The sequence below is a fragment of the Streptomyces sp. NPDC047028 genome (assembly GCF_040644095.1).
Taxonomy (GTDB): Bacteria; Actinomycetota; Actinomycetes; order Streptomycetales; family Streptomycetaceae; genus Streptomyces.
Genome location: NZ_JBEYVS010000011.1, coordinates 116045 through 134539, shown reverse-complemented (window position 1 = coordinate 134539; position 18495 = coordinate 116045). Strand labels below are relative to the sequence as shown.

General features: G+C 71.5%; 19 protein-coding genes and 1 pseudogene. 9 read left to right on the top strand and 11 right to left on the bottom strand.

Annotated elements, in window-relative coordinates:
• Together ABZ854_RS12930 and ABZ854_RS12925 are read left to right on the top strand one after the other, a co-directional pair.
• Positions 1-325, top strand: a pseudogene (locus ABZ854_RS12930) (ATP-dependent helicase); the annotation flags it as partial.
• A 151-nt stretch (positions 326-476) separates the two neighbouring features.
• Positions 477-1352, top strand: coding sequence for an alpha/beta hydrolase (locus ABZ854_RS12925; protein WP_361208629.1), 876 nt, complete (start codon positions 477-479; stop codon positions 1350-1352).
• Between the two features lie 43 nt (positions 1353-1395).
• Here the strand turns inward: ABZ854_RS12925 and ABZ854_RS12920 are convergent, their stop codons facing one another.
• Complete coding sequence (locus ABZ854_RS12920; protein WP_361208626.1) at positions 1396-2289, bottom strand: NYN domain-containing protein; 894 nt, start codon at positions 2287-2289, stop codon at positions 1396-1398.
• Positions 2290-2467: 178 nt separating this feature from the next.
• On the opposite strand from ABZ854_RS12920, the gene ABZ854_RS12915 reads away from it, so the two are divergent.
• On the top strand, positions 2468-2644 hold the full coding sequence (locus tag ABZ854_RS12915; RefSeq protein WP_361208742.1) for a hypothetical protein: 177 nt from the start codon (positions 2468-2470) through the stop codon (positions 2642-2644).
• 38 nt (positions 2645-2682) lie between these two features.
• Here ABZ854_RS12915 and ABZ854_RS12910 read toward each other — a convergent pair whose 3' ends face one another.
• The 3 genes from ABZ854_RS12910 to ABZ854_RS12900 all read right to left on the bottom strand — a co-directional run bounded on the left by ABZ854_RS12910 (position 2683) and on the right by ABZ854_RS12900 (position 5121).
• Positions 2683-3288: a MarC family protein gene (locus ABZ854_RS12910; RefSeq protein ID WP_129306786.1), complete on the bottom strand. Its 606-nt coding sequence runs from the start codon at positions 3286-3288 to the stop codon at positions 2683-2685.
• A gap of 103 nt (positions 3289-3391) precedes the next feature.
• Positions 3392-4249, bottom strand: a complete 858-nt coding sequence (locus ABZ854_RS12905) for a PHP domain-containing protein (RefSeq protein WP_361208621.1) — start codon at positions 4247-4249, stop codon at positions 3392-3394.
• Between the two features lie 230 nt (positions 4250-4479).
• The gene (locus tag ABZ854_RS12900; protein ID WP_361208619.1) at positions 4480-5121 is read right to left on the bottom strand and encodes a DUF6758 family protein; all 642 of its coding nucleotides are present in this window, start codon (positions 5119-5121) and stop codon (positions 4480-4482) included.
• Positions 5122-5296: 175 nt separating this feature from the next.
• On the opposite strand from ABZ854_RS12900, the gene ABZ854_RS12895 reads away from it, so the two are divergent.
• Positions 5297-6520, top strand: a complete 1224-nt coding sequence (locus ABZ854_RS12895; protein WP_361208738.1) for an MFS transporter — start codon at positions 5297-5299, stop codon at positions 6518-6520.
• 74 nt (positions 6521-6594) lie between these two features.
• Here ABZ854_RS12895 and ABZ854_RS12890 read toward each other — a convergent pair whose 3' ends face one another.
• The gene (locus ABZ854_RS12890; protein ID WP_361208616.1) at positions 6595-7179 is read right to left on the bottom strand and encodes a suppressor of fused domain protein; all 585 of its coding nucleotides are present in this window, start codon (positions 7177-7179) and stop codon (positions 6595-6597) included.
• Between the two features lie 499 nt (positions 7180-7678).
• Here ABZ854_RS12890 and ABZ854_RS12885 point away from each other — a divergent pair, with 499 nt between their 5' ends.
• Positions 7679-8803: a magnesium and cobalt transport protein CorA gene (locus tag ABZ854_RS12885; RefSeq protein ID WP_361208613.1), complete on the top strand. Its 1125-nt coding sequence runs from the start codon at positions 7679-7681 to the stop codon at positions 8801-8803.
• A gap of 23 nt (positions 8804-8826) precedes the next feature.
• Complete coding sequence (locus tag ABZ854_RS12880; protein ID WP_361208611.1) at positions 8827-9342, top strand: hypothetical protein; 516 nt, start codon at positions 8827-8829, stop codon at positions 9340-9342.
• A gap of 88 nt (positions 9343-9430) precedes the next feature.
• Here ABZ854_RS12880 and ABZ854_RS12875 read toward each other — a convergent pair whose 3' ends face one another.
• Positions 9431-10183, bottom strand: a complete 753-nt coding sequence (locus tag ABZ854_RS12875) for a hypothetical protein (RefSeq protein WP_361208608.1) — start codon at positions 10181-10183, stop codon at positions 9431-9433.
• Between the two features lie 226 nt (positions 10184-10409).
• Between ABZ854_RS12875 and ABZ854_RS12870 the strand changes: the two genes are divergently transcribed.
• From ABZ854_RS12870 to ABZ854_RS12860, 3 genes are read left to right on the top strand one after another with little or no spacing between them, the layout of a single operon-like run.
• Entirely contained in the window at positions 10410-11699 is a 1290-nt protein-coding gene (locus tag ABZ854_RS12870) for a CBS domain-containing protein (protein ID WP_129306801.1), read from the top strand.
• Positions 11689-12291, top strand: a complete 603-nt coding sequence (locus ABZ854_RS12865; protein WP_361208605.1) for a DUF1003 domain-containing protein — start codon at positions 11689-11691, stop codon at positions 12289-12291. The genes ABZ854_RS12870 and ABZ854_RS12865 overlap by 11 nt, the downstream gene beginning before the upstream one ends.
• A 43-nt stretch (positions 12292-12334) precedes the next feature.
• Entirely contained in the window at positions 12335-13468 is a 1134-nt protein-coding gene (locus ABZ854_RS12860) for an Mrp/NBP35 family ATP-binding protein (protein WP_129306805.1), read from the top strand.
• Between the two features lie 73 nt (positions 13469-13541).
• On the opposite strand, the gene ABZ854_RS12855 is transcribed toward ABZ854_RS12860, so the two are convergent.
• The 5 genes from ABZ854_RS12855 to sigE form a co-directional block, all read right to left on the bottom strand.
• The gene (locus ABZ854_RS12855) at positions 13542-14204 is read right to left on the bottom strand and encodes a hypothetical protein (protein ID WP_361208601.1); all 663 of its coding nucleotides are present in this window, start codon (positions 14202-14204) and stop codon (positions 13542-13544) included.
• A 218-nt stretch (positions 14205-14422) separates the two neighbouring features.
• Complete coding sequence (locus ABZ854_RS12850) at positions 14423-14896, bottom strand: sec-independent translocase (RefSeq protein WP_361208599.1); 474 nt, start codon at positions 14894-14896, stop codon at positions 14423-14425.
• An 83-nt stretch (positions 14897-14979) separates the two neighbouring features.
• On the bottom strand, positions 14980-16605 hold the full coding sequence (locus ABZ854_RS12845) for a trypsin-like peptidase domain-containing protein (protein WP_361208597.1): 1626 nt from the start codon (positions 16603-16605) through the stop codon (positions 14980-14982).
• A gap of 157 nt (positions 16606-16762) precedes the next feature.
• Complete coding sequence (locus tag ABZ854_RS12840; RefSeq protein ID WP_361208594.1) at positions 16763-17770, bottom strand: anti-sigma factor; 1008 nt, start codon at positions 17768-17770, stop codon at positions 16763-16765.
• Entirely contained in the window at positions 17767-18480 is a 714-nt protein-coding gene (gene sigE / locus ABZ854_RS12835) for an RNA polymerase sigma factor SigE (protein ID WP_129306814.1), read from the bottom strand. Before sigE ends, ABZ854_RS12840 begins: the two co-directional genes overlap by 4 nt.
• Positions 18481-18495: the final 15 nt, after the last annotated feature.

Below are 18495 nucleotides of genomic sequence, written 5' to 3'. Positions count from 1 at the left end.
CGAAGCGGAGACCGAGGTCAAGCCGCGCCGGACCCGCAAGAAGGCCGTCGCCGCCGCACCGGAGACGGTCGACGCGGAGGCCGAGGTCAAGCCGCGGCGCACGCGTAAGGCCGTGGCCAAGAAGGCGGTGGCCGAGGTGGTCGCTCCGGAGATTCCGGCGCAGGCCACGGAGGAGCCGGAGGTCAAGCCGAAGCGTCGTACGCGCAAGGCGGCCGAGCCGGTGGCCGAGGCGGTTGAGACCGCTGAGACCGCCGAGGTGAAGCCCCGCGTGCGCAGGACGCGGAAGGCAGCGGTGGCGACCGTAGAGGCCGCCCCCGAAGCCTGACCGGCGCTCACGCGCACCACAGCACGGCCCGGCGGCCCGGCCCACTTCGGTGGGCCGGGCCGTCGGCGTTCCCCGGCATTCCCGCGCGGCACCGGGTCGGGGCGGCCCCACCGCGAACACCCCTGTGCCGGGCGCCCGATAGCCTCTCCCCATGAGCAGGCCTGACACCTTTGATCCGCCGCCCGGCGCTCGTGCGTACTCCTTGCGGACCCGTCGGGGAGAGTTCGCCGTGGTCGACGCGCCCGTCGCGGACGGGGTCGAGGCCAGAGGCGTGGCTCTGCTGCTGCCGGGGTTCACCGGGAGCAAGGAGGACTTCAATCCGCTGCACCTGCCGCTCGCCGAGCGCGGGTACCGGACAGTCGCGGTGGACGGGCGGGGGCAGTTCGAGTCGGACGGACCCGAGAGCGACGAGTCGGCGTACGCGCAGGACGAGTTGGCGCGGGACGTGCTCGCGCAGGCGGAGGCACTCGAAGCGGCCGCTCCCCTGCATCTTCTGGGGCACTCCCTGGGCGGACAGATCTCCCGGGCGGCCGTGCTGCTCGACCACTCCCCCTTCCGGTCCCTCACCCTGATGGCGTCCGGCCCCGCGCACATCGCGCCGTCGCAGCAGCAGCGCGTGAAGCTGCTGCGGGACGCGCTCGCCGTGATGACGATGGCCGAGGTGTGGGACGCGATCCAGGCGATGGAGGCGCCCGAGGAGACGGCCACCGGCGGGCTCGACGGCGGTCTGGACAGCCGGGAGGACCTGCGGCGCCGCTGGCTGTCCACCAGGCCAGCCCAGCTCCTGGTCACGGGACGTCAGTTGTGCGCCGAGCCGGACCGGGTCGCCGAACTGGCGGGCGTGCCGCTGCCGTTCCACGTGCTGTCCGGCGCGCTGGACGACACCTGGCCGCTGACCCTGCTGGACGAGATGGCCGTACGGCTGAACGCGCGCCGGACGGTCATCGAGGGCGCCGAGCACTCGCCGAACACCGATCGGCCGCTGGCGACGGCCCGTGCCGTCGCCGATTTCTGGGACTCGGTCTGACGGAACGGAAGGAACGGGGCGCCGCGGACAGGGCCGAGCCGGGTCAGTACTGCGCCTGGAGGTGTTCCCAGAAGCCGTCGCGCAGGGCGCGACGCAGGTCCGCCTGGCCTCGCAGGGAGTACTGGAGCAGGCCCTCGGCCTCGACGAGGAGGTCCTGGTCGACAGGGCCGGGCAGGTAGGGGTGGCCGGGGAGCAGTTCGACCAGGGACTCGCGGCCCCGGGCGGCCAGCCACTTCGCGGCGATCTGGGCGCCGACGAAGCGGACGTCCTCGCGGGTGGGCCGGCTGCCGGTGACCTCGTAGGCGGCGGCCGTGCGGCGGGAGACGTACGGCTTGAAGAACTCCAGGTCGAAGGTGCGCTGGCTGTCGACCTCCCACAGCAGCGGCTCCGCCTGGTTGCGGCCCTCGGGTGCCTCGATGCCCCAGAGGTGGACTCGGGCGCCGTAGCCCTGGGCCGCCTCGACGGCCGAGACCAGGTCCTCGTCCCCGCCGAGCAGGGCCGCGTCACTGATCGCGCGGTGCCGGGCCAGTGACTCCAGGTCCGAGCGGATCAGGGAGTCGACGCCCTTCTGCTGGTTGTTGGCGTTGAGGTTGCCGAGACGGACCTTGACGTCGGGCAGCTCGGCGATGGACTGCTGCTCGGCGGTGTGGATACGGCGCCGGGCGCCGTCGTACCAGTAGACGCGCAGCAGCCGGCTGTCGGCGAAGATGGTGCGCGCCTTGTCGATGAGCGCGTCGATCAGGCCCTCGGCGTCGAGGTCGAAGGAACGGCGGTCCTCGGTGCCGGCGATCAGCCGGCCCGCCGCCGCGTAGAGGTATCCCGCGTCGACGAAGATCGCGTGGGTCGAGGGCGTCTTCGCCACTTCGGCGAGCATGCGGCTCAGCAGCTCGTTCGTGTGGTCGATGCGGGCGGAGAGGGCCGCCAGGTCGTCGTTCATCACGTCCATTGTCCCGGCGGTCACGCTGCGAACACAACCGGTCCCGTTCTGCCCCAAGCACGCCACTTACCAGTCAGTAATTAGACCTTCGAAAAATTTCCTTAGCGTAGGGAATGTTTGCAGGACGCAGCTCGTTACACACAACGACAGCACGTCACCAGTAGTTCTCCTCAGGAGGATGACCAGACGAAGGGAGAAGCCCATGCGCTTCGAGATCATGCGACTCGACGAGGTCGACGGCACGCCCGTGGACAGCACCGTCGTGGACGCCGCCTCCGTCAACCGGATCGTTCAGCAGGCCGCCGCCATGGGGCAGCGGCTGTGGATCCGCCCGGCCGAGACCACGGCCTCATAACACTCAAGCCTTCCGGGGGAGCCGAGCGCGCTCTCTTCTCAGCTCCCCCGGATCACCTGAGTGATGCCGTTGATGATCTGCTGCACCGCGATGGCGGACAGCATCATCCCGGCGAGCCGGGTCACCAGCACCACTCCGCCGTCCTTGATGACGCGGATGATCAGCAGCGAGTACCGCATCACCAGCCACAGCACCACGTGGATGGCGAGGATCGCCGACCAGACCGAGATCTGCGTGGCCACACTGCCCGCCTTCTGCACGGCCAGGATCACGGACACGATGGCGCCCGGACCGGCGAGCAGCGGCATCCCCAGCGGCACGAGGGCGACGTTCACGTCCTTGGTCTGCTTCGGCTCGTCGGTCTTGCCGGTGAGCAGGTCCAGCGCGATCAGCAGGAGCAGCAGGCCACCCGCGATCATCAGCGCGGGGACGGAGACATGCAGGTAGTCCAGGATCTGATGACCCAGGACACCGAAGACGGCGATGACCCCGCCGGCCACACACACGGCCTGGAAGGCCATGCGGCGCTGCACCTTGGCCGGACGGCCCGCGGTCAGGGCGAGGAAGATCGGGGTGATCCCGGGGGGATCCATGATGACAAAAAGGGTCACGAACAGAGAGCCGAAGACGGCGACGTCGAACATGGGGGAAGCACAGGCCTTGCGGGAGAAAGTGAAACGGGGGACACGGGCGAGAGGGACGCCCGGACGAGAGGGTGCGAGAGGTGACGCGGGCGTCACCGGGGGGTCAGGCTCCGCCCGCTCCCGGAACCGGGAACGCCCCGGTCGCGCGCCGGGTGATCTCCCCGTACACCTCGGGATCCGTCGTGTACGCGCCGAGCGGGACCGTCTTGCGGCTGCCGTGGTAGTCCGAGGACCCGGTGACCAGCAGCCCCAGTTCCTTCGCCAGGCCGCGCAGGCGGATCCGGGCGTCGGTGTCGTGGTCCGTGTGGTCGACCTCGATGCCGTCCAGACCGGCCGCGGCCATCTCGGCGATACGGGACTCGGGCACGGTGCGGCCGCGCTTGGCCGCCGCCGGGTGCGCGAAGACGCAGACCCCACCCGCTCCCTTGACCAGCCGGATCGCCTCGAAGGGGTCCGTCTCGTGCTTCTCGACGTAGGCCCGGCCGCCGTCGGCCAGCCACTCCTCGGTGAACGCGTCGCTCACCGTCGGTACGACGCCCAGCTCGACGAGCGCGGTGGCCACGTGCGGGCGGCCCACGGAACCGCCGGCGGCGATCCGCTCGACCTGCTCCCAGGTGACCGGCACGCCCAGCGCGTTCAGCTTGGCGACCATGCCCTGCGCCCGCGGCACCCGGTCGTCCCGGACCAGCTCGCGCTCGGCGAACAGGTTGGGCTCCGCGGGGTCGAAGAGGTAGGCCAGCAGGTGCATGGACACGCCGTCGACCCGGCAGGACAGCTCGGCACCGGTGACCAGGGTCAGCCCCTCGGGCAGCGCGGCGATCGCCTCGTCGTACCCACGGGTGGTGTCGTGATCCGTCAGCGCGACGACGTCCAGTCCGGCCGCGGCGGCATTGCGCACGAGCTCGGCCGGGGTGTCCGTACCGTCGGAGGCCCTGGAGTGACAGTGCAGATCGATGCGCACGGCGACTCCAGACAGACGAACGGAAGGGGACGCTCCAGCATACCGGCCCAAAAACAGCCCCTGTCACACCCGCACCCGTACGACGCCCCCTACAACATCGCGCCCGAAGGGGCGCGGGGCACTGCGCGAACAACCACAACGAACCCGCACCCGCGCACGAACAGGCACCCGGCACCCCGCCGGGGCGCCACGGCTGAAGCAAGCGCAGCGAATCCGCACCCCCGCGGGCGCTACGGCTGAAGCAAGCGCGGCGAAAGCGCCCCGCAGGGCACCAGATCCACCTCCGCCCCCGCGTCCCGCAGATCCGTCAGCACCAGCTCGTCGTACATCAGCAGCCCCGCCTGCTCGGGCCACACCACCGCCCACAGCCACAGCCCCAGCGCCTCACCGGCGAAGACGACCCGGTCGTCCGGGGTGCCGTAGACGTGCCAGAGCGGGGTCGGCCGGCCGGCGGCCAGCACCTTCGTCTGGGGCGGTTTCTCCACGCTCATGTGCGGCCCCGGGTCCGGCCCGTCGATGCCCGCGTACCGCGCGCCGAGGCCGACGCCCAGTTCCTCGGCGACCAGGATCAGCTCACCGACCCCGCCGAGCGGGCCGGGCCCGGAGCAGGCGACGGCGGTCGCGCGACCCCCGGAGCGGTCGTCCCCCGCGTAGCACACGCCCGTGAACAACCAGCCGACCGGCAGCGGCCACGGCATCCACACCGGAACCTGGGTGCGGCGCACGACGACGCTGAGGGCCTCGACGCTGGGCGGGATCACGGGCTGCAGCGGATGCACGGTCCCGTGCACATCGCACTGCCAGGAATCGCTGAAGAGTCCGGGAGCCCTGACCCGGCCACCACACTTCGGGCAACTGGGTTCGCCCCTCATAGCGCTCCACGCTCCTACCCGTACCGCGTCCCGTCAAGGACGATCACCCGTCCGGGCGGAACTCGCCTGACCGGGACAGAGTAGGTGCACCTTGCATTAATTAGCCGAGCTAACTTACTATGTGCATACACCAACCATCTACACCCGGGAACACCCCGGGACCTGGGAGGAGCACATGGACGCCTTCGACGCAGGAGCGGGCAGTATCCTGCGGCAGCCCAAGGCGGTCTGGGCCACGGCCGGAGCCTCCGTCGTCGCCTTCATGGGCATCGGCCTCGTCGACCCGATCCTGCCGTCCATCGCACAGGGCCTGCGCGCCACCCCGAGCCAGGTCTCCCTGCTCTTCACCTCGTACTTCCTGATCACGGCCGTCGCGATGCTGCTGACCGGCTTCGTCTCCAGCCGCATCGGCGGCCGCAAGACGCTGCTGCTCGGCCTCGCCCTCGTCGTGGTCTTCGCGGGCCTGTCCGGAACCTCGGACACGGTCGGACAGCTCGTCGGCTTCCGGGCCGGCTGGGGACTCGGCAACGCCCTGTTCGTCTCGACGGCCCTCGCCGTGATCGTCGGTGCGGCGGCCGGCGGCAGCGCCGCGGCGATCCTGCTCTACGAGTCCGCGCTCGGCCTCGGCATGGCCTGCGGCCCGCTGCTCGGCGCCGTCCTCGGCAACATCAGCTGGCGCTACCCGTTCTTCGGCACCGCCACGCTGATGGCGATCGGCTTCCTGTGCATCACGGCGTTCCTGAAGGAGCAGCCGAAGCCGGCCCGCAAGACGTCACTGCTGGACCCGGTCAAGGCGCTCGGCCACGGCGGGCTCGCCTCGGCGGCGGTCTCCGCCTTCTTCTACAACTACACGTTCTTCACCGTCCTGGCCTTCACCCCGTTCGTGCTGAACATGACCCCGCACAAATCGGGCGCGGTGTTCTTCGCCTGGGGCGTGCTCCTCGCGGTGTTCTCGGTGATCGTGGCCCCGCGCGTGCAGGAGCGGTTCGGCTCCCTGAAGGTGCTCGGCGGCTCGCTGGTGCTGCTCGCCGCCGACGTCCTCGTGCTCGGCTACGGCGACCACACCACGGCCGTCGTCTGCACGATCCTGTCCGGCGCGTTCATCGGCGTGAACAACACCGTCTACACCGAGCTGGCCCTCGGCGTCTCCGACGCGCCGCGCCCGGTGGCGAGCGCGGGCTACAACTTCGTCCGCTGGTTCGCCGCGGCCGCCGCGCCCTACTTCGCACCGAAGATCGAGGAGTGGACCGACATCCACGTGCCGTTCGTGGTCGCTGCGGTCACCGCGGTGCTCGGCGCGCTCGTGGTCGCCGTACGGCGGAAGGCGCTGACGAAGGAGGCGGCGGAGCTGGAGCCGCGGCACGCCACCGAGGACGGCGTCACCGTCTTCGCCAACTGACCGAAGATCAGCGGCCTTTGGTGAGCTTGCTCACGCCGGGGCCGCAACGCGGCTCACCAAGGCCGCCCCCCGGCTCACTGGAGCGGGACGGACGTGCGGGCGGGGTCCCGCAGGTCCGTCCCGTTCGCCAGCCAGCGTTCCTGGAGGGCCTGGGCACCGTGCACCCGCTTCCACGCGGCCTCGTTCGGAGTCATCGGCAGCAGCGGCAGGAACCGTACGGCCTCCATCGGCTCCGGAAGGTCCAGATCCTCGACGAGCCCGCCGTTCTCCCCCACCAGCACCGAGGTGAACGGCGCTCCGGGCCACAGCGGCTCACCCACGTCCAGGGACGCTCCGGGGGCCACGACCAGGCCCTCCACCTGCGGGGACGCGCCGAGTACGGCGAGGGGGCGCAGCACCTTGTCGGTGTCGGCGAGGCCGGCCCGGACGGACAGGACCAGCTCGGCGCGGGGGCCCTTGACGGGGTCGGCGAGCACGGCCGTGGGGTCGGTCATGGGGTGCGCGGACATGCCGAGCGTGGCGTAGCGGACGACGTCCCCCCCGTGGAAGCGGAGGACCTCGACGCGGTCCGTCCCGAGGAAGGTGACCGCGGCGCGCGCGTCCGGTTCGCCCAGCGCGGTACGCAACCGTGCCTCGACCAGAGGAAGAACTTCAACCATGCGGTGAGCATAGAACTCGTCAGTACAGGGCAAAGCGGCGCCTTGACACCGGGGGCTGCTGATACTCTGACCCTGGTTCGGGGCAGCACGCAGAAGCGTCGCTATCGGGTCCCGACGCCGAAGGAACTCCCTTACGAGGGACCGGCCGGAGGAGGTGGGGCTGTCATGGATCGAAGTCGACCGTGCAGTACCACTCGCTCTTCCGGCCGCTGATGCGGTTGCTCTGATTCCGGCCTGAAATCCGGCCTGCTGCCGCCTTTCTCGCTCGCGCCTTCACTTCGGAAGAGCACTTCGTTCTCGTTTTGCCTGATCTGTCGATCTGTCGATCAGGTCGGTCTGATTCCGATCTGGTTCAGCAGCGAAGTTCGCCGCCGCGACGGTGCGGTGCTCCCCGCTTTGTGGACGTGCCAAACATCCGCACACAGGACGTCCCCATTCCGGGTAGTTCCACCCGCCGTGGTTGACCGGTCTTCGCTGTCCGATGCGAAGGAGCCTGCCCATGTCGATGATTCGTGACCTGCGCGCCGCGGTCCGTCCCTCGTCCCGCCCCGCCCCGCGCAAGGAGACGAGCACGTCGTACGACACCACGCGGGACCCGGCCACGCCGTCGGCGGTGGTCGACTGCGCGGTCTACCGCGACGGCGGCCGCGTGGAGACGGCGCAGCCGCTCAGCCCGCAGGAGGCGATGCGCCGTGTCCGCCGTGACGGCGGGTTCGTGTGGATCGGGCTGCACGAGCCGACCGAGGCCGAATTCGCCGGTATCGCCAGTGAGTTCGGGCTGCACCCGCTGGCCGTGGAGGACGCGGTGCAGGCGCACCAGCGCCCGAAGCTGGAGCGGTACGACGACTCGCTGTTCACCGTGTTCAAGACCATCCACTACGTCGAGCACGACCAGCTCACTGCCAACAGCGAGGTCGTCGAGACCGGCGAGGTGATGTGTTTCACCGGCCGGGACTTCTTCATCACCGTCCGGCACGGCGGGCAGGGCTCGCTGCGGGCGCTGCGGCACCGGCTCCAGGACGACCCCGAGCTGCTGGCGAAGGGGCCGTCGGCGGTGCTGCACGCGATCGCCGACCATGTCGTCGACGGGTACATCGCGGTGGCCGACGCGGTGCAGGACGACATCGACGAAGTGGAGACCGAGGTCTTCTCGCCCGGCCGCAAGGGCGGGGTGTCGCGCGGTGTGGACTCGGCGCGGATCTACCAGCTCAAGCGCGAGGTGCTGGAGTTCAAGCGAGCGGTGGCTCCGCTGCTGCGGCCGATGCAGCTGCTGAGCGAGCGGCCGATGCGGCTGATCGACCCCGACATCCAGAAGTACTTCCGGGACGTGGCCGACCACCTCGCCCGGGTGCAGGAGCAGGTGCTCAGCTTCGACGAATTGCTGAACTCGATCCTCCAGGCCAACCTCGCGCAGGCGTCGGTCGCGCAGAACGAGGACATGCGGAAGATCACCGCGTGGGCCGCGATCATCGCCGTACCGACGATGGTGTGCGGGGTGTACGGGATGAACTTCAAGTACATGCCCGAGCTGCACTGGAAGTACGGGTATCCCGTGATCATGGGGGTGACGGTGGTCCTCTGTCTGGGCATCCACCGCACGCTGAAGCGCAACGGCTGGCTCTGAGCGTCGCTGGATAGGCTGAGCCCATGACAAGTGAGCTGCTCGACCAGGCCCTCGTCGAGGAGGCCGCGAAGAAGTCCGGCCTCGTCTGGGTCAGGGCCGCCGGCGCCCCGACGGCACGTGCGCTGTGGCACGTGTGGCACGAGGGGGCGGTGTGCCTGGTGGGTGACGGGACCGGTGAGCAGCCGCTGTCCGGACTGGCCGACGGCGGGTCGGCCGAGGTGACCGTCCGCAGCAAGGACAAGGGCGGCCGGCTGGTGACGTGGGCGGCGACCGTGGCGGAGCTCGCCCCTGACTCTCCCGAGTGGGAGGCGGCGGTGGCCGAGCTGAAGGGCAAGCGGCTGAACGCGCCCGACGGCGAGGAGATGCCCCGGCGGTGGGCCGCGGAGTGCCGGGTACTCCGCCTGACACCGACGGGGTCCGTGGCCCCGCTCCCCTCCGACGACCAGGCCGAGCCCCCGATGCCGACCCCGGCGACCACCCGGGAACCGGTCCCGGCGGGTCTGCCCCGACTCCTGGCCAAACGCGGGAAGAAGAAGTAGCGCCGACGACCGAGGAGAGCCGGCCGGCGCCGGTCACGCACATCGTGGCCAATCGCCGCGGCGGAGGCCGTGCCCCTGCGGCTCGCTTTCAGGACGCCGGCAGTTGTTTGCCGTAGTCCACTGTGTCCGATTTGGTGGGGGCGGTCGTGGTGAAGTCCTTGCCCCAGTCGGAGAAGCGGAGCGTGCCGGCGTTTCCCGCCCGGGTCAGGAGGAGCGGGTACGGCGCGCCCTGGAGGGAGACGTCGAGGCTGCCGCCGTGGCCGCTCTCGCCGGTGATCCGGATCGTGCCGGTACCCGCCTGCTCGTGGTGGCCGTCCGTCGCCAGCGTGCCGTGCAGCGTCAGCAGACCGTCGAGGAGGACGTCCTTGTCCGTGAAGCCGCTGAACTTCTTGTACGCGGGATCGCCCTGCGGCACCTTCACATACTTGCCGCCGAGCTTGCCGGCCGTCCCCTCGCCCTTGCCGTCCCCGCCGTCGGCCTGCTTCCAGAAGTCCGCGTCGGCCTTCAGGTACAGCTGCCGTCCCACCCGCAGCACGCGGAACGTCGTCCCCTTGGAGGTGACCGACCCGGTGCCGCCGTCGTCCTTGAGCCGCATGTCGAGCCGGTACGTACGGCCGCTGGTGGCGACGGTGCCGGACAGCCGTACCGCGCTCGCCGCCTCGGCCGCCGCCCGGCTCTTCTCCTGGATCTTCGCGGCGGACAGCTTGCCCACCCCGTTGGTCCCCGCGTCCGGATCCCCGCCGCACCCCGTCAGCACAGTCGCTCCCGTCACGGCCAGCGCACAGATCGCGGTCGCCCGCGCGGTCCGGCGGAATCGACGACCGTGGGGAATCGCAGTCACAGGGAGCGCTGCCTTTCTGACGGGTCCTGAACGGCGTACGGCAGCGTACCGGGGCCCCGCCCCGCCGGTGGAGCCAGTCCTTCCGGACCGCCCGCCCGGGCGTATCCGACCGGCACGGGCTAGCCTGAAGCGCACCCGAGCGGGCAGAACCGAGCAATTCCCACGCAGGACACGCCCAACGCGCACAGCAATCGATGCAAGCGAAGGAAGCAAAGGAAGCACAGCAATGGCAGCCGGCGCCCCCCGGATCTTCGTCTCCCACCTCGCCGGGGTCCCCGTCTTCGATCCGACCGGCGACCAGGTCGGCCGCGTCCGCGACGTCGTCGTCATGCTCCGCGTCGGCCGGCGCCCCCCGCGCGTGCTCGGGCTGGTCGTCGAGCTGTCCACCCGGCGCCGTATCTTCCTGCCGATGACCCGCGTGACCGGCGTCGAGTCCGGCCAGGTCCTCTCGACCGGCGTACTGAACGTCCGCCGCTTCGAACAGCGGCCCACCGAGCGGCTGGTCTTCGGCGAGCTGCTGGACCGGCGCGTGACGCTGACGGAGACCGGCGAGGAGGTCACCGTCCTCGACGTGTCCGTGCAGCAGCTGCCCGCCCGCCGGGACTGGGAGGTCGACCGGGTCTTCGTGCGCAAGGGCCGCAAGGGCGGCGCCTTCCGGCGGGCCAAGGGAGAGACGCTGACCGCCGAGTGGTCGGCCGTCACCGGGTTCTCCCTGGAGGAGCACGGCCAGGGCGCCGAGAACCTGCTCGCCACCTTCGAACAGCTGCGCCCCGCCGACCTGGCCAACGTCCTGCACCACCTCTCCCCCAAGCGCCGCGCCGAGGTCGCAGCCGCCCTCGACGACGACCGGCTCGCCGACGTCCTCGAAGAGCTGCCGGAGGACGACCAGATCGAGATCCTCGGCAAGCTGAAGGAGGAGCGTGCCGCGGACGTCCTGGAGGCCATGGACCCCGACGACGCCGCCGACCTGCTCGCCGAGCTGCCCGAGGAGGACCAGGAACGGCTGCTGAGTCTCATGCAGCCCGCCGACGCGGCCGACATGCGCCGCCTGATGTCGTACGAGGAACACACCGCCGGCGGTCTGATGACGACCGAACCCATCGTGCTGCGCCCGGACGCCACCGTCGCCGACGCGCTCGCGAGGGTCCGCAACCGCGACCTGTCCCCCGCGCTCGCCGCCCAGGTCTACGTCTGCCGGCCGCCCGACGAGACCCCCACCGGCAAGTACCTGGGCACCGTCCACTTCCAGCGCCTCCTGCGCGACCCCCCGTACACCCTCGTCAGCGCACTCCTCGACGACGACCTGCAGCCCCTGGACTCCGACGCCACGCTGCCCGTCATCGCCGGGTTCTTCGCCGCGTACGACATGGTCGCCGCGCCCGTCGTCGACGAGTCCGGTTCCCTGCTCGGCGCGGTCACCGTGGACGACGTACTCGACCACATGCTGCCCGACGACTGGCGCGAGACGGAGTTCCACCTCGACGAGGGCGAGGGGGCGGACACCCATGGCTCCTGAGCGCGAGGCCCTCCGCGACCGCACCCCGGCGGGCGCCACGGCCACCACCCGGCCCCGGACGCCCCGGCTGGACCAGCCGCGCCCGCCGCGCCGCCGCATCGTGCCCGAATGGGACCCGGAGGCCTTCGGCCGGCTGTCGGAGCGCATCGCCCGGTTCCTCGGCACGGGCCGCTTCATCGTCTGGATGACGGTCGTCATCATCGCCTGGGTGCTGTGGAACATCGCCGCGCCCCGGCCGCTGCGATTCGACGAGTACCCGTTCATCTTCCTGACCCTGATGCTCTCCCTCCAAGCCTCCTACGCCGCCCCGCTGATCCTCCTCGCGCAGAACAGGCAGGACGACCGCGACCGGGTCAACCTCGAACAGGACCGCAAGCAGAACGAGCGGTCCATCGCGGACACCGAGTACCTGACCCGGGAGATCGCCGCCCTGCGCATGGGCCTCGGCGAGGTCGCCACCCGCGACTGGATCCGCTCCGAGCTGCAGGACCTGCTCAAGGAGATGGAGGAACGGCGCCGCCACGACGGCCACGTCGTATTCCCGGCGGAACGGTCGGAACACCCCTCGGGACGTGACGCAGAAGACCGCTGAGGGACTACCCGGACGCCCCTCGGCGCGCCGTACCATCGTCACTATGGCTACGGAAGACGCGGTGCGCGAGGCACTGGCGACGGTGAACGACCCCGAGATCAACCGACCCATCACCGAACTCGGGATGGTCAAATCGGTGGAGATCGGGGATGACGGCGCGGTCGCGGTGACCGTGTACCTGACCGTCTCCGGCTGTCCCATGCGCGAGACGATCACCCAGCGGGTGACCGAGGCGGTCTCCCGCGTCGAGGGCGTCACCCGCGTCGACGTCACGCTGGACGTGATGAGCGACGAGCAGCGCAAGGAGCTGGCCAACGCCCTGCGCGGCGGCCAGGCCGAGCGCGAGGTCCCCTTCGCCAAGCCGGGCAGCCTCACCCGGGTGTACGCGGTCGCGTCCGGCAAGGGCGGCGTCGGCAAGTCCTCGGTGACGGTGAACCTCGCGGCGGCGATGGCGGCCGACGGCCTGAAGGTGGGCGTGGTCGACGCCGACATCTACGGCCACAGCGTGCCGCGCATGCTGGGCGCGGACGGCCGTCCGACCCAGGTCGAGAACATGATCATGCCGCCGTCGGCGAACGGCGTGAAGGTCATCTCCATCGGCATGTTCACCCCGGGCAACGCCCCGGTCGTGTGGCGCGGCCCGATGCTCCACCGCGCCCTCCAGCAGTTCCTCGCGGACGTCTACTGGGGCGACCTGGACGTCCTCCTCCTGGACCTCCCGCCGGGCACCGGTGACATCGCGATCTCGGTGGCCCAGCTGGTGCCGAACGCCGAGATCCTGGTCGTGACGACCCCGCAGCAGGCAGCGGCCGAGGTGGCCGAGCGCGCGGGCTCCATCGCGGTGCAGACCCACCAGAAGATCGTCGGCGTGGTCGAGAACATGTCCGGCCTGCCCTGCCCGCACTGCGGCGAGATGGTCGACGTCTTCGGCACGGGCGGCGGGCAGACGGTCGCCGACGGCCTGACCCGCACCACCGGCGCGACCGTCCCGGTCCTCGGCTCCATCCCGATCGACGTCCGCCTCCGCGAGGGCGGCGACGAGGGCAAGCCGGTCGTCCTGACCGACCCCGACTCCCCCGCCGGCTCCGCCCTCCGCTCCATCGCCGGCAAACTCGGCGGCCGCCAACGAGGCCTCTCGGGCCTTTCCTTGGGCATCACCCCGAAGAACAAGTTCTGAGCCCTGGGCCTGGGACGTACACTTCCCAGGCCCTACGGCGAAGGGGCGCCAAAACACCGGCGCCCCTCACCACTCACGCGTAAGCGGCAACGTCCTTCACCACGGCGAACCCAAGACCATACGCACTCATCCCGCGCCCATACGCCCCCACATGCACCCCCGCCGCCGTGGACCCCGCCAGCACCCACCCGAACTCGGACTCCCGGTAGTGGAACGACGTCGCCACCCCGTCCACCGGAAGGGACAGCCGGGACCACTCCAGCCCACCGAGGTCGTCGGCCAGCGCCCACGCCGTCTCCGTCTGCTGGTCCAGCCAGTGGTCCCGCAGGCTGTGGTCCATCTGGCCGGGCCAGGTGAAGGACAGCAGCCCCACGCCCGCCAGCCACGCAGCCGAGGACACCGACGTCGCCTCCAGCAGCCCCGTACCGTCGGCGCTGCGCCGGGACGGACTCGCCGCGACCGTCACCACGACCGCGAACTTCTCGCGCGACTCGGCGGAGCCCGCCTCGTTGCGTACGGAGGGCTCGTCGCCGTGTCCGATCGACCCGTGCTCGACGGCACCGTCGGCCGCCGTACCCACCTGCATCAGCCAGCGCGGACCCGTGAACGCCTCATCGAGCCCGTACCAGGGGAAGGGCGCCTGCAGATAGCCGTCGACCGTACGCCGGGCGGAGGGAAGCGGTTGTCCACTCTCCGCGGCCGGCGCCTGCGCGCCCACCCGACTCGTCGTCTCCATGCCCGGCGCCTCCTCGCTCTCGTCGGACCGGGGCGGCCCGCCCCCCTTCGGACGTACTCGTCCGGTCCGCACAACAACTCGGGAGCATATCCACACTGCTGAGGGCCGCAGAGAAGCCGCCCGGCGCGTGGAGCGCCCGGACGGCCGGTGTGCGCCGTGACCGGCGCGTGTGTGCTGTGAAACGCGTCACGTGCGCGCCCTGCGCACGCGCGTGTCGGCTACGTGGCGTCCGCGTCGAAGGGCGGGCGCTCGTCCGGGTCCTCGGGCTTCTTGGCCATGTCGACACGACCGCCGCCGGCCGGGGAGGAGGAGTCGGACGCCGACGAGGCCGTGGACGAAGAAGAGGACGAGGAGCTGACGTCCCGGCCGTTCACGGCGTCCGTGACGTCGGCCATCTCCTTCTTCAGGCCGTCGATGTCGAAGCCGTTGCGGATCTCCTTCAGCCCCAGCTCGTCGTTGTCGAGCTGCTTGCGGAGGAACGTCTTCGGGTTGAGGTCCTCGAACTCGAAGTCCTTGAACTCGGGACCCAGCTCGCTGCGGATGTCGTGCTTGGCGCTCTCCGAGAACTCGCGGATCTTGCGGATCGTGCGGGTCACGTCCTGGATCATCTTCGGGAGCTTGTCCGGACCGAAGACGAGCACGGCGAGCACGATGATCGTGACCAGCTCCAGTGGTCCTATGTCATTGAACACCTGACGCTCCTTGCGTGTCCTCGGTCGCTCAACGGTACCCGGCGTTCCCGTCCGACCGGTACCGTCCCGAGGTGAGACTTCCGTCAGTTCTGCGCCGATGCGCCCAGTACCAGTGACACCTTCCGTCCGGTCCCGCCGCGTTCGACGGTGAGGCGCAGGCGGTCGCCCGGCCGGTGGGCGCGGACCTTGACGATCAGTTCCTCGGCGGAGTGCACGCGCTCCCCGTCGACCTGGGTGATGACGTCGTTCGCCTTGAGGCCCGCCCGGTCGCCGGGGCCGCCACGGGTGACCGCGGGGCCGCCGTCGCGGCTCGTGGCGTCGATCCGGGCGCCGTCGCCGGTGTAGCCCATGTCGAGGGTCACGCCGATCACCGGGTGGGTCGCGTGGCCCGTGTTGATCAGTTCCTCGGCGACGCGCTTGGCCTGGTTGACCGGGATGGCGAAGCCGAGGCCGATGGAGCCGGCCTGGCCGTCGTCCGGGCCGGACTCGCTGCCGCCGTCGGCGGAGCGGATGGCGGAGTTGATGCCGATGACCTGCCCCCGGGCGTCCAGCAGGGGGCCGCCGGAGTTGCCCGGGTTGATCGGGGCGTCCGTCTGGAGCGCGTCGACGTACGACACGTCGCTCCCGTCGCCCTTCTCGCCGCCGGCGGTGATGGGGCGCTCCTTGGCGCTGATGATGCCGGCGGTGACGGTGTTGGCCAGGTCGAAGGGGGCGCCGATGGCCACGACGGGGTCGCCGACCTGGACGTTGTCGGAGTTGCCGAGAGGCATCGGGGTGAGCCCGCGGACGTCGTCGACCTGGACGACGGCGAGGTCGTAGCCGCTGTCCCGGCCGACGATCTCGGCCTTGGCGGTGTCGCCGCTGCTGAACGTCACGGATATCCGCCCGTGGTCGGAGGCGGCTTCGACGACGTGGTTGTTGGTGAGGATGTGCCCGCGGGTGTCGAGCACGAAGCCGGTGCCGGTGCCCTGTTCGCCGCCGCCGGCCACATGCAGGGTGACGACGCTGGGCAGCGCGCGGGCGGCGATCCCGGAGATGCTGTACGGCGACCTGCCGGGCGGCACCTTGCCGGCCTGCGGCAGGTGCACGTCCCCGATGCCCGCACGCTCGACGTAGGAGCCGATGACCCCGCCGATGCCCCCGGAGACGAGGGCGATGACCAGGGCCCACGCGAGCACGAACCGGCGGGCCCGTCGCCTGAGCTCCGCCGGGGTGAGCACCCGGGCGCCGGTCTGCTGCAGCGGCGCCCGCACCCCGGCCCGCCCCTCGGCTCCGGCCGCAGCCCAGGGGTCGTAACGCTGCCACGGCCCACCGTCCGACGACTCCTGGACCGAGGGCACGGCGGAAACGGCGGGCGCGGGCACGGGCGGGGTGGCTTGAGCGGGCGGAGCTGCCGGAGCGGGCTCAGGCGGGGCTGGCGCCGGCGGGGCCGCCTGCGCGGGGACCGCCGTCCCCTGCGCGGGGGTCGTCGCCGGGTGCTGCACGGGCGGGGCGGGGGCCCAGGGGCCCGGTTCGCCGTAGGGCGGGGTGCCGTAGGGGTCCGGGTCGTGCAGCGGCTTGGGCCGCTCGGACGTGGCTGCGGCGGTCACGCCGTCTTCCTCCGGAGCGGGCGCGGGGCGCGCCGCGGGCCGGGCGAGTTCGAAGTCCCCGTCGGCCGTGGGCTCCGCCGCCGCCTGCGGTGCGTCCTGCGGTGACTGCCCCTTGTTCATGCTCTCCCCGCTGCCGGCCGGGCCGTGCGGTCGGCAGCGGTCCCGGAGCGTCTTCTCCGTGCCCCGGTCATCAGCCGGGACGCGGCCCTCACAGGATTCAACCAGGTTCTGCGGCGGGGGTAGGAACAGCGGTCGGCGGAGCCGGCGGACCCAGCGGTCAGGGAGTCTGCCCGGAGACGGAGACGGACGGGGTGGGGGTGGTCGACGGCGGGCTGAGCAGGGAGACGACACCCGGTGCGGGGGCCGACAGCAGGCCGTGGCTGGGCACCTCGGGAGCCGGGGGCACCTTGGGGGCCTTGGGCCACGAGGCCAGGTTGAGCGATGTGGCGTCGTTCAGCGGGCGTATCAGAGGGGACACGGCCGCCAGGCCCGTCACCACCGGCGTGGCCAAGCCGCGGCCGGACTCCTGCGCCGGTGCCGCCGGCGGGCTCACGCCGGGCAGCAGCGGTGCGGACATCGAGGTCGGCACCGCCGGAACCTGCCCGAGCGGGGTGCTCTGGGCGAGCAGCGGGCCCGCCTGTCGGCGGCGCTGCGCCTGGGGTGCCGTTCCGCCTGCGCCCGTCGAACGCGCCGGCACCACACTGCCCGTGCCGGAGCCGCCGGAGGCGTCCGCGGCGGCACCGGGGATGCCCGTGGACACCCCGCCGAGGGCGATGGCGGCCAGCGAGACCGCACCGGCGGCGGCGAACGCGAAGCGCAGCCCGCGCCAGGACGAGCGGTCGAGGTCCGAACGGCCGACGGGATGGATCCGGAAGCCGCGCTGTTCGCCCGCCGCGGCGGGCGCGGTGTGCGGGCGGGCCGGCACATAGCCGAACTCGAAGCGCTCGCCGCGCCGCACCCCGTAGACCCCGGCGTCGGAGCCACGGCCGCCGAAGGGTCCGGCGGGCGGGGTGCCGCCGCCGTCCAGGTCGCCTCCGCCGGGGAGGCCCTGGAGGCGGGCCAGGAAGCTTTCGGAGGGGGGCGGCGGGGCCGCCTCCGCGAACACGTTCTTCAGCCGGCGCTGGGCGTCCGCCTCGGCCTTGCACCGGGCGCAGGTGGCCAGGTGGGCGAGGACACGCTCGCGCGACTCATGACCGAGCTCTCCGTCCACCAGGGCGGAGAGCCGGTCTCCCAGGTGCTGCTCCGCGAGGCGCGCCTCGGCGGGTTTCGGCCGTGATCCACTCACGCGGTCGCGCCCCCTCCTCCCAGCGCGGGGACACGGGCCATGAAGGAGCGCCGCTCCGCCTTCCGCGCCTCGGGGGACCGGTGGGCGAGAGCCTTGCGGAGCTGGGAGCGGCCGCGGTGGATGCGCGAGCGGACCGTGCCGAGCTTGACGCCGAGGGTCGCGGCGATCTCCTCGTACGACAGTCCCTCGATGTCGCACAGGACGACCGCGGCGCGGAACTCGGGCGCGAGGGTGTCCAGGGCCTGCTGGACGTCCGCGTCGAAGTGCGCGTCGTTGAACAGCTGCTGCGGGGTGGGTTCCTTGCTGGGCAGCCGCTCGGCAGCGTCGTCGCCGAGGGCGTCGAAGCGGATCCGCTGCTTGCGGCGGACCATGTCCAGGAAGAGGTTCGTCGTGATGCGGTGCAGCCAGCCCTCGAAGGTGCCCGGCGAGTACGTGGACAGGGAGCGGAAGACGCGGACGAAGACCTCCTGGGTGAGGTCCTCCGCGTCGTGCTGGTTGCCCGTGAGGCGGTAGGCGAGCCGGTAGACCCGGCCGCTGTGCGTGCTGACGATCTCCTCCCACGTGGGCGGAGTCCACGCCTGCCCGTCCGCGTCGGTGGCGAAGGTCGCGGTCTGGGGGTCGCCTGCGGCGATCCCGGCGGCGTGGTGGTCAGCAGCGGTGTCGGTCACGGATTTCGGCCTGCCCGCCGACCCGAGAAAGCGCCTGAGCACTCCTCCCCGGTCCCC

Bases quoted from the DNA above. Each gene is read 5' to 3' on its own strand.
- ABZ854_RS12925 (WP_361208629.1), top strand. From the start codon at position 477: ATGAGCAGGCCTGACACCTTTGATCCGCCGCCCGGCGCTCGTGCGTAC.
- ABZ854_RS12920 (WP_361208626.1), bottom strand. From the start codon at position 2,289: ATGAACGACGACCTGGCGGCCCTCTCCGCCCGCATCGACCACACGAAC.
- ABZ854_RS12915 (WP_361208742.1), top strand. From the start codon at position 2,468: ATGACCAGACGAAGGGAGAAGCCCATGCGCTTCGAGATCATGCGACTC.
- ABZ854_RS12910 (WP_129306786.1), bottom strand. From the start codon at position 3,288: ATGTTCGACGTCGCCGTCTTCGGCTCTCTGTTCGTGACCCTTTTTGTC.
- ABZ854_RS12900 (WP_361208619.1), bottom strand. From the start codon at position 5,121: ATGAGGGGCGAACCCAGTTGCCCGAAGTGTGGTGGCCGGGTCAGGGCT.
- ABZ854_RS12895 (WP_361208738.1), top strand. From the start codon at position 5,297: ATGGACGCCTTCGACGCAGGAGCGGGCAGTATCCTGCGGCAGCCCAAG.
- ABZ854_RS12890 (WP_361208616.1), bottom strand. From the start codon at position 7,179: ATGGTTGAAGTTCTTCCTCTGGTCGAGGCACGGTTGCGTACCGCGCTG.
- ABZ854_RS12885 (WP_361208613.1), top strand. From the start codon at position 7,679: ATGTCGATGATTCGTGACCTGCGCGCCGCGGTCCGTCCCTCGTCCCGC.
- ABZ854_RS12880 (WP_361208611.1), top strand. From the start codon at position 8,827: ATGACAAGTGAGCTGCTCGACCAGGCCCTCGTCGAGGAGGCCGCGAAG.
- ABZ854_RS12870 (WP_129306801.1), top strand. From the start codon at position 10,410: ATGGCAGCCGGCGCCCCCCGGATCTTCGTCTCCCACCTCGCCGGGGTC.
- ABZ854_RS12865 (WP_361208605.1), top strand. From the start codon at position 11,689: ATGGCTCCTGAGCGCGAGGCCCTCCGCGACCGCACCCCGGCGGGCGCC.
- ABZ854_RS12860 (WP_129306805.1), top strand. From the start codon at position 12,335: ATGGCTACGGAAGACGCGGTGCGCGAGGCACTGGCGACGGTGAACGAC.
- ABZ854_RS12855 (WP_361208601.1), bottom strand. From the start codon at position 14,204: ATGGAGACGACGAGTCGGGTGGGCGCGCAGGCGCCGGCCGCGGAGAGT.
- ABZ854_RS12845 (WP_361208597.1), bottom strand. From the start codon at position 16,605: ATGAACAAGGGGCAGTCACCGCAGGACGCACCGCAGGCGGCGGCGGAG.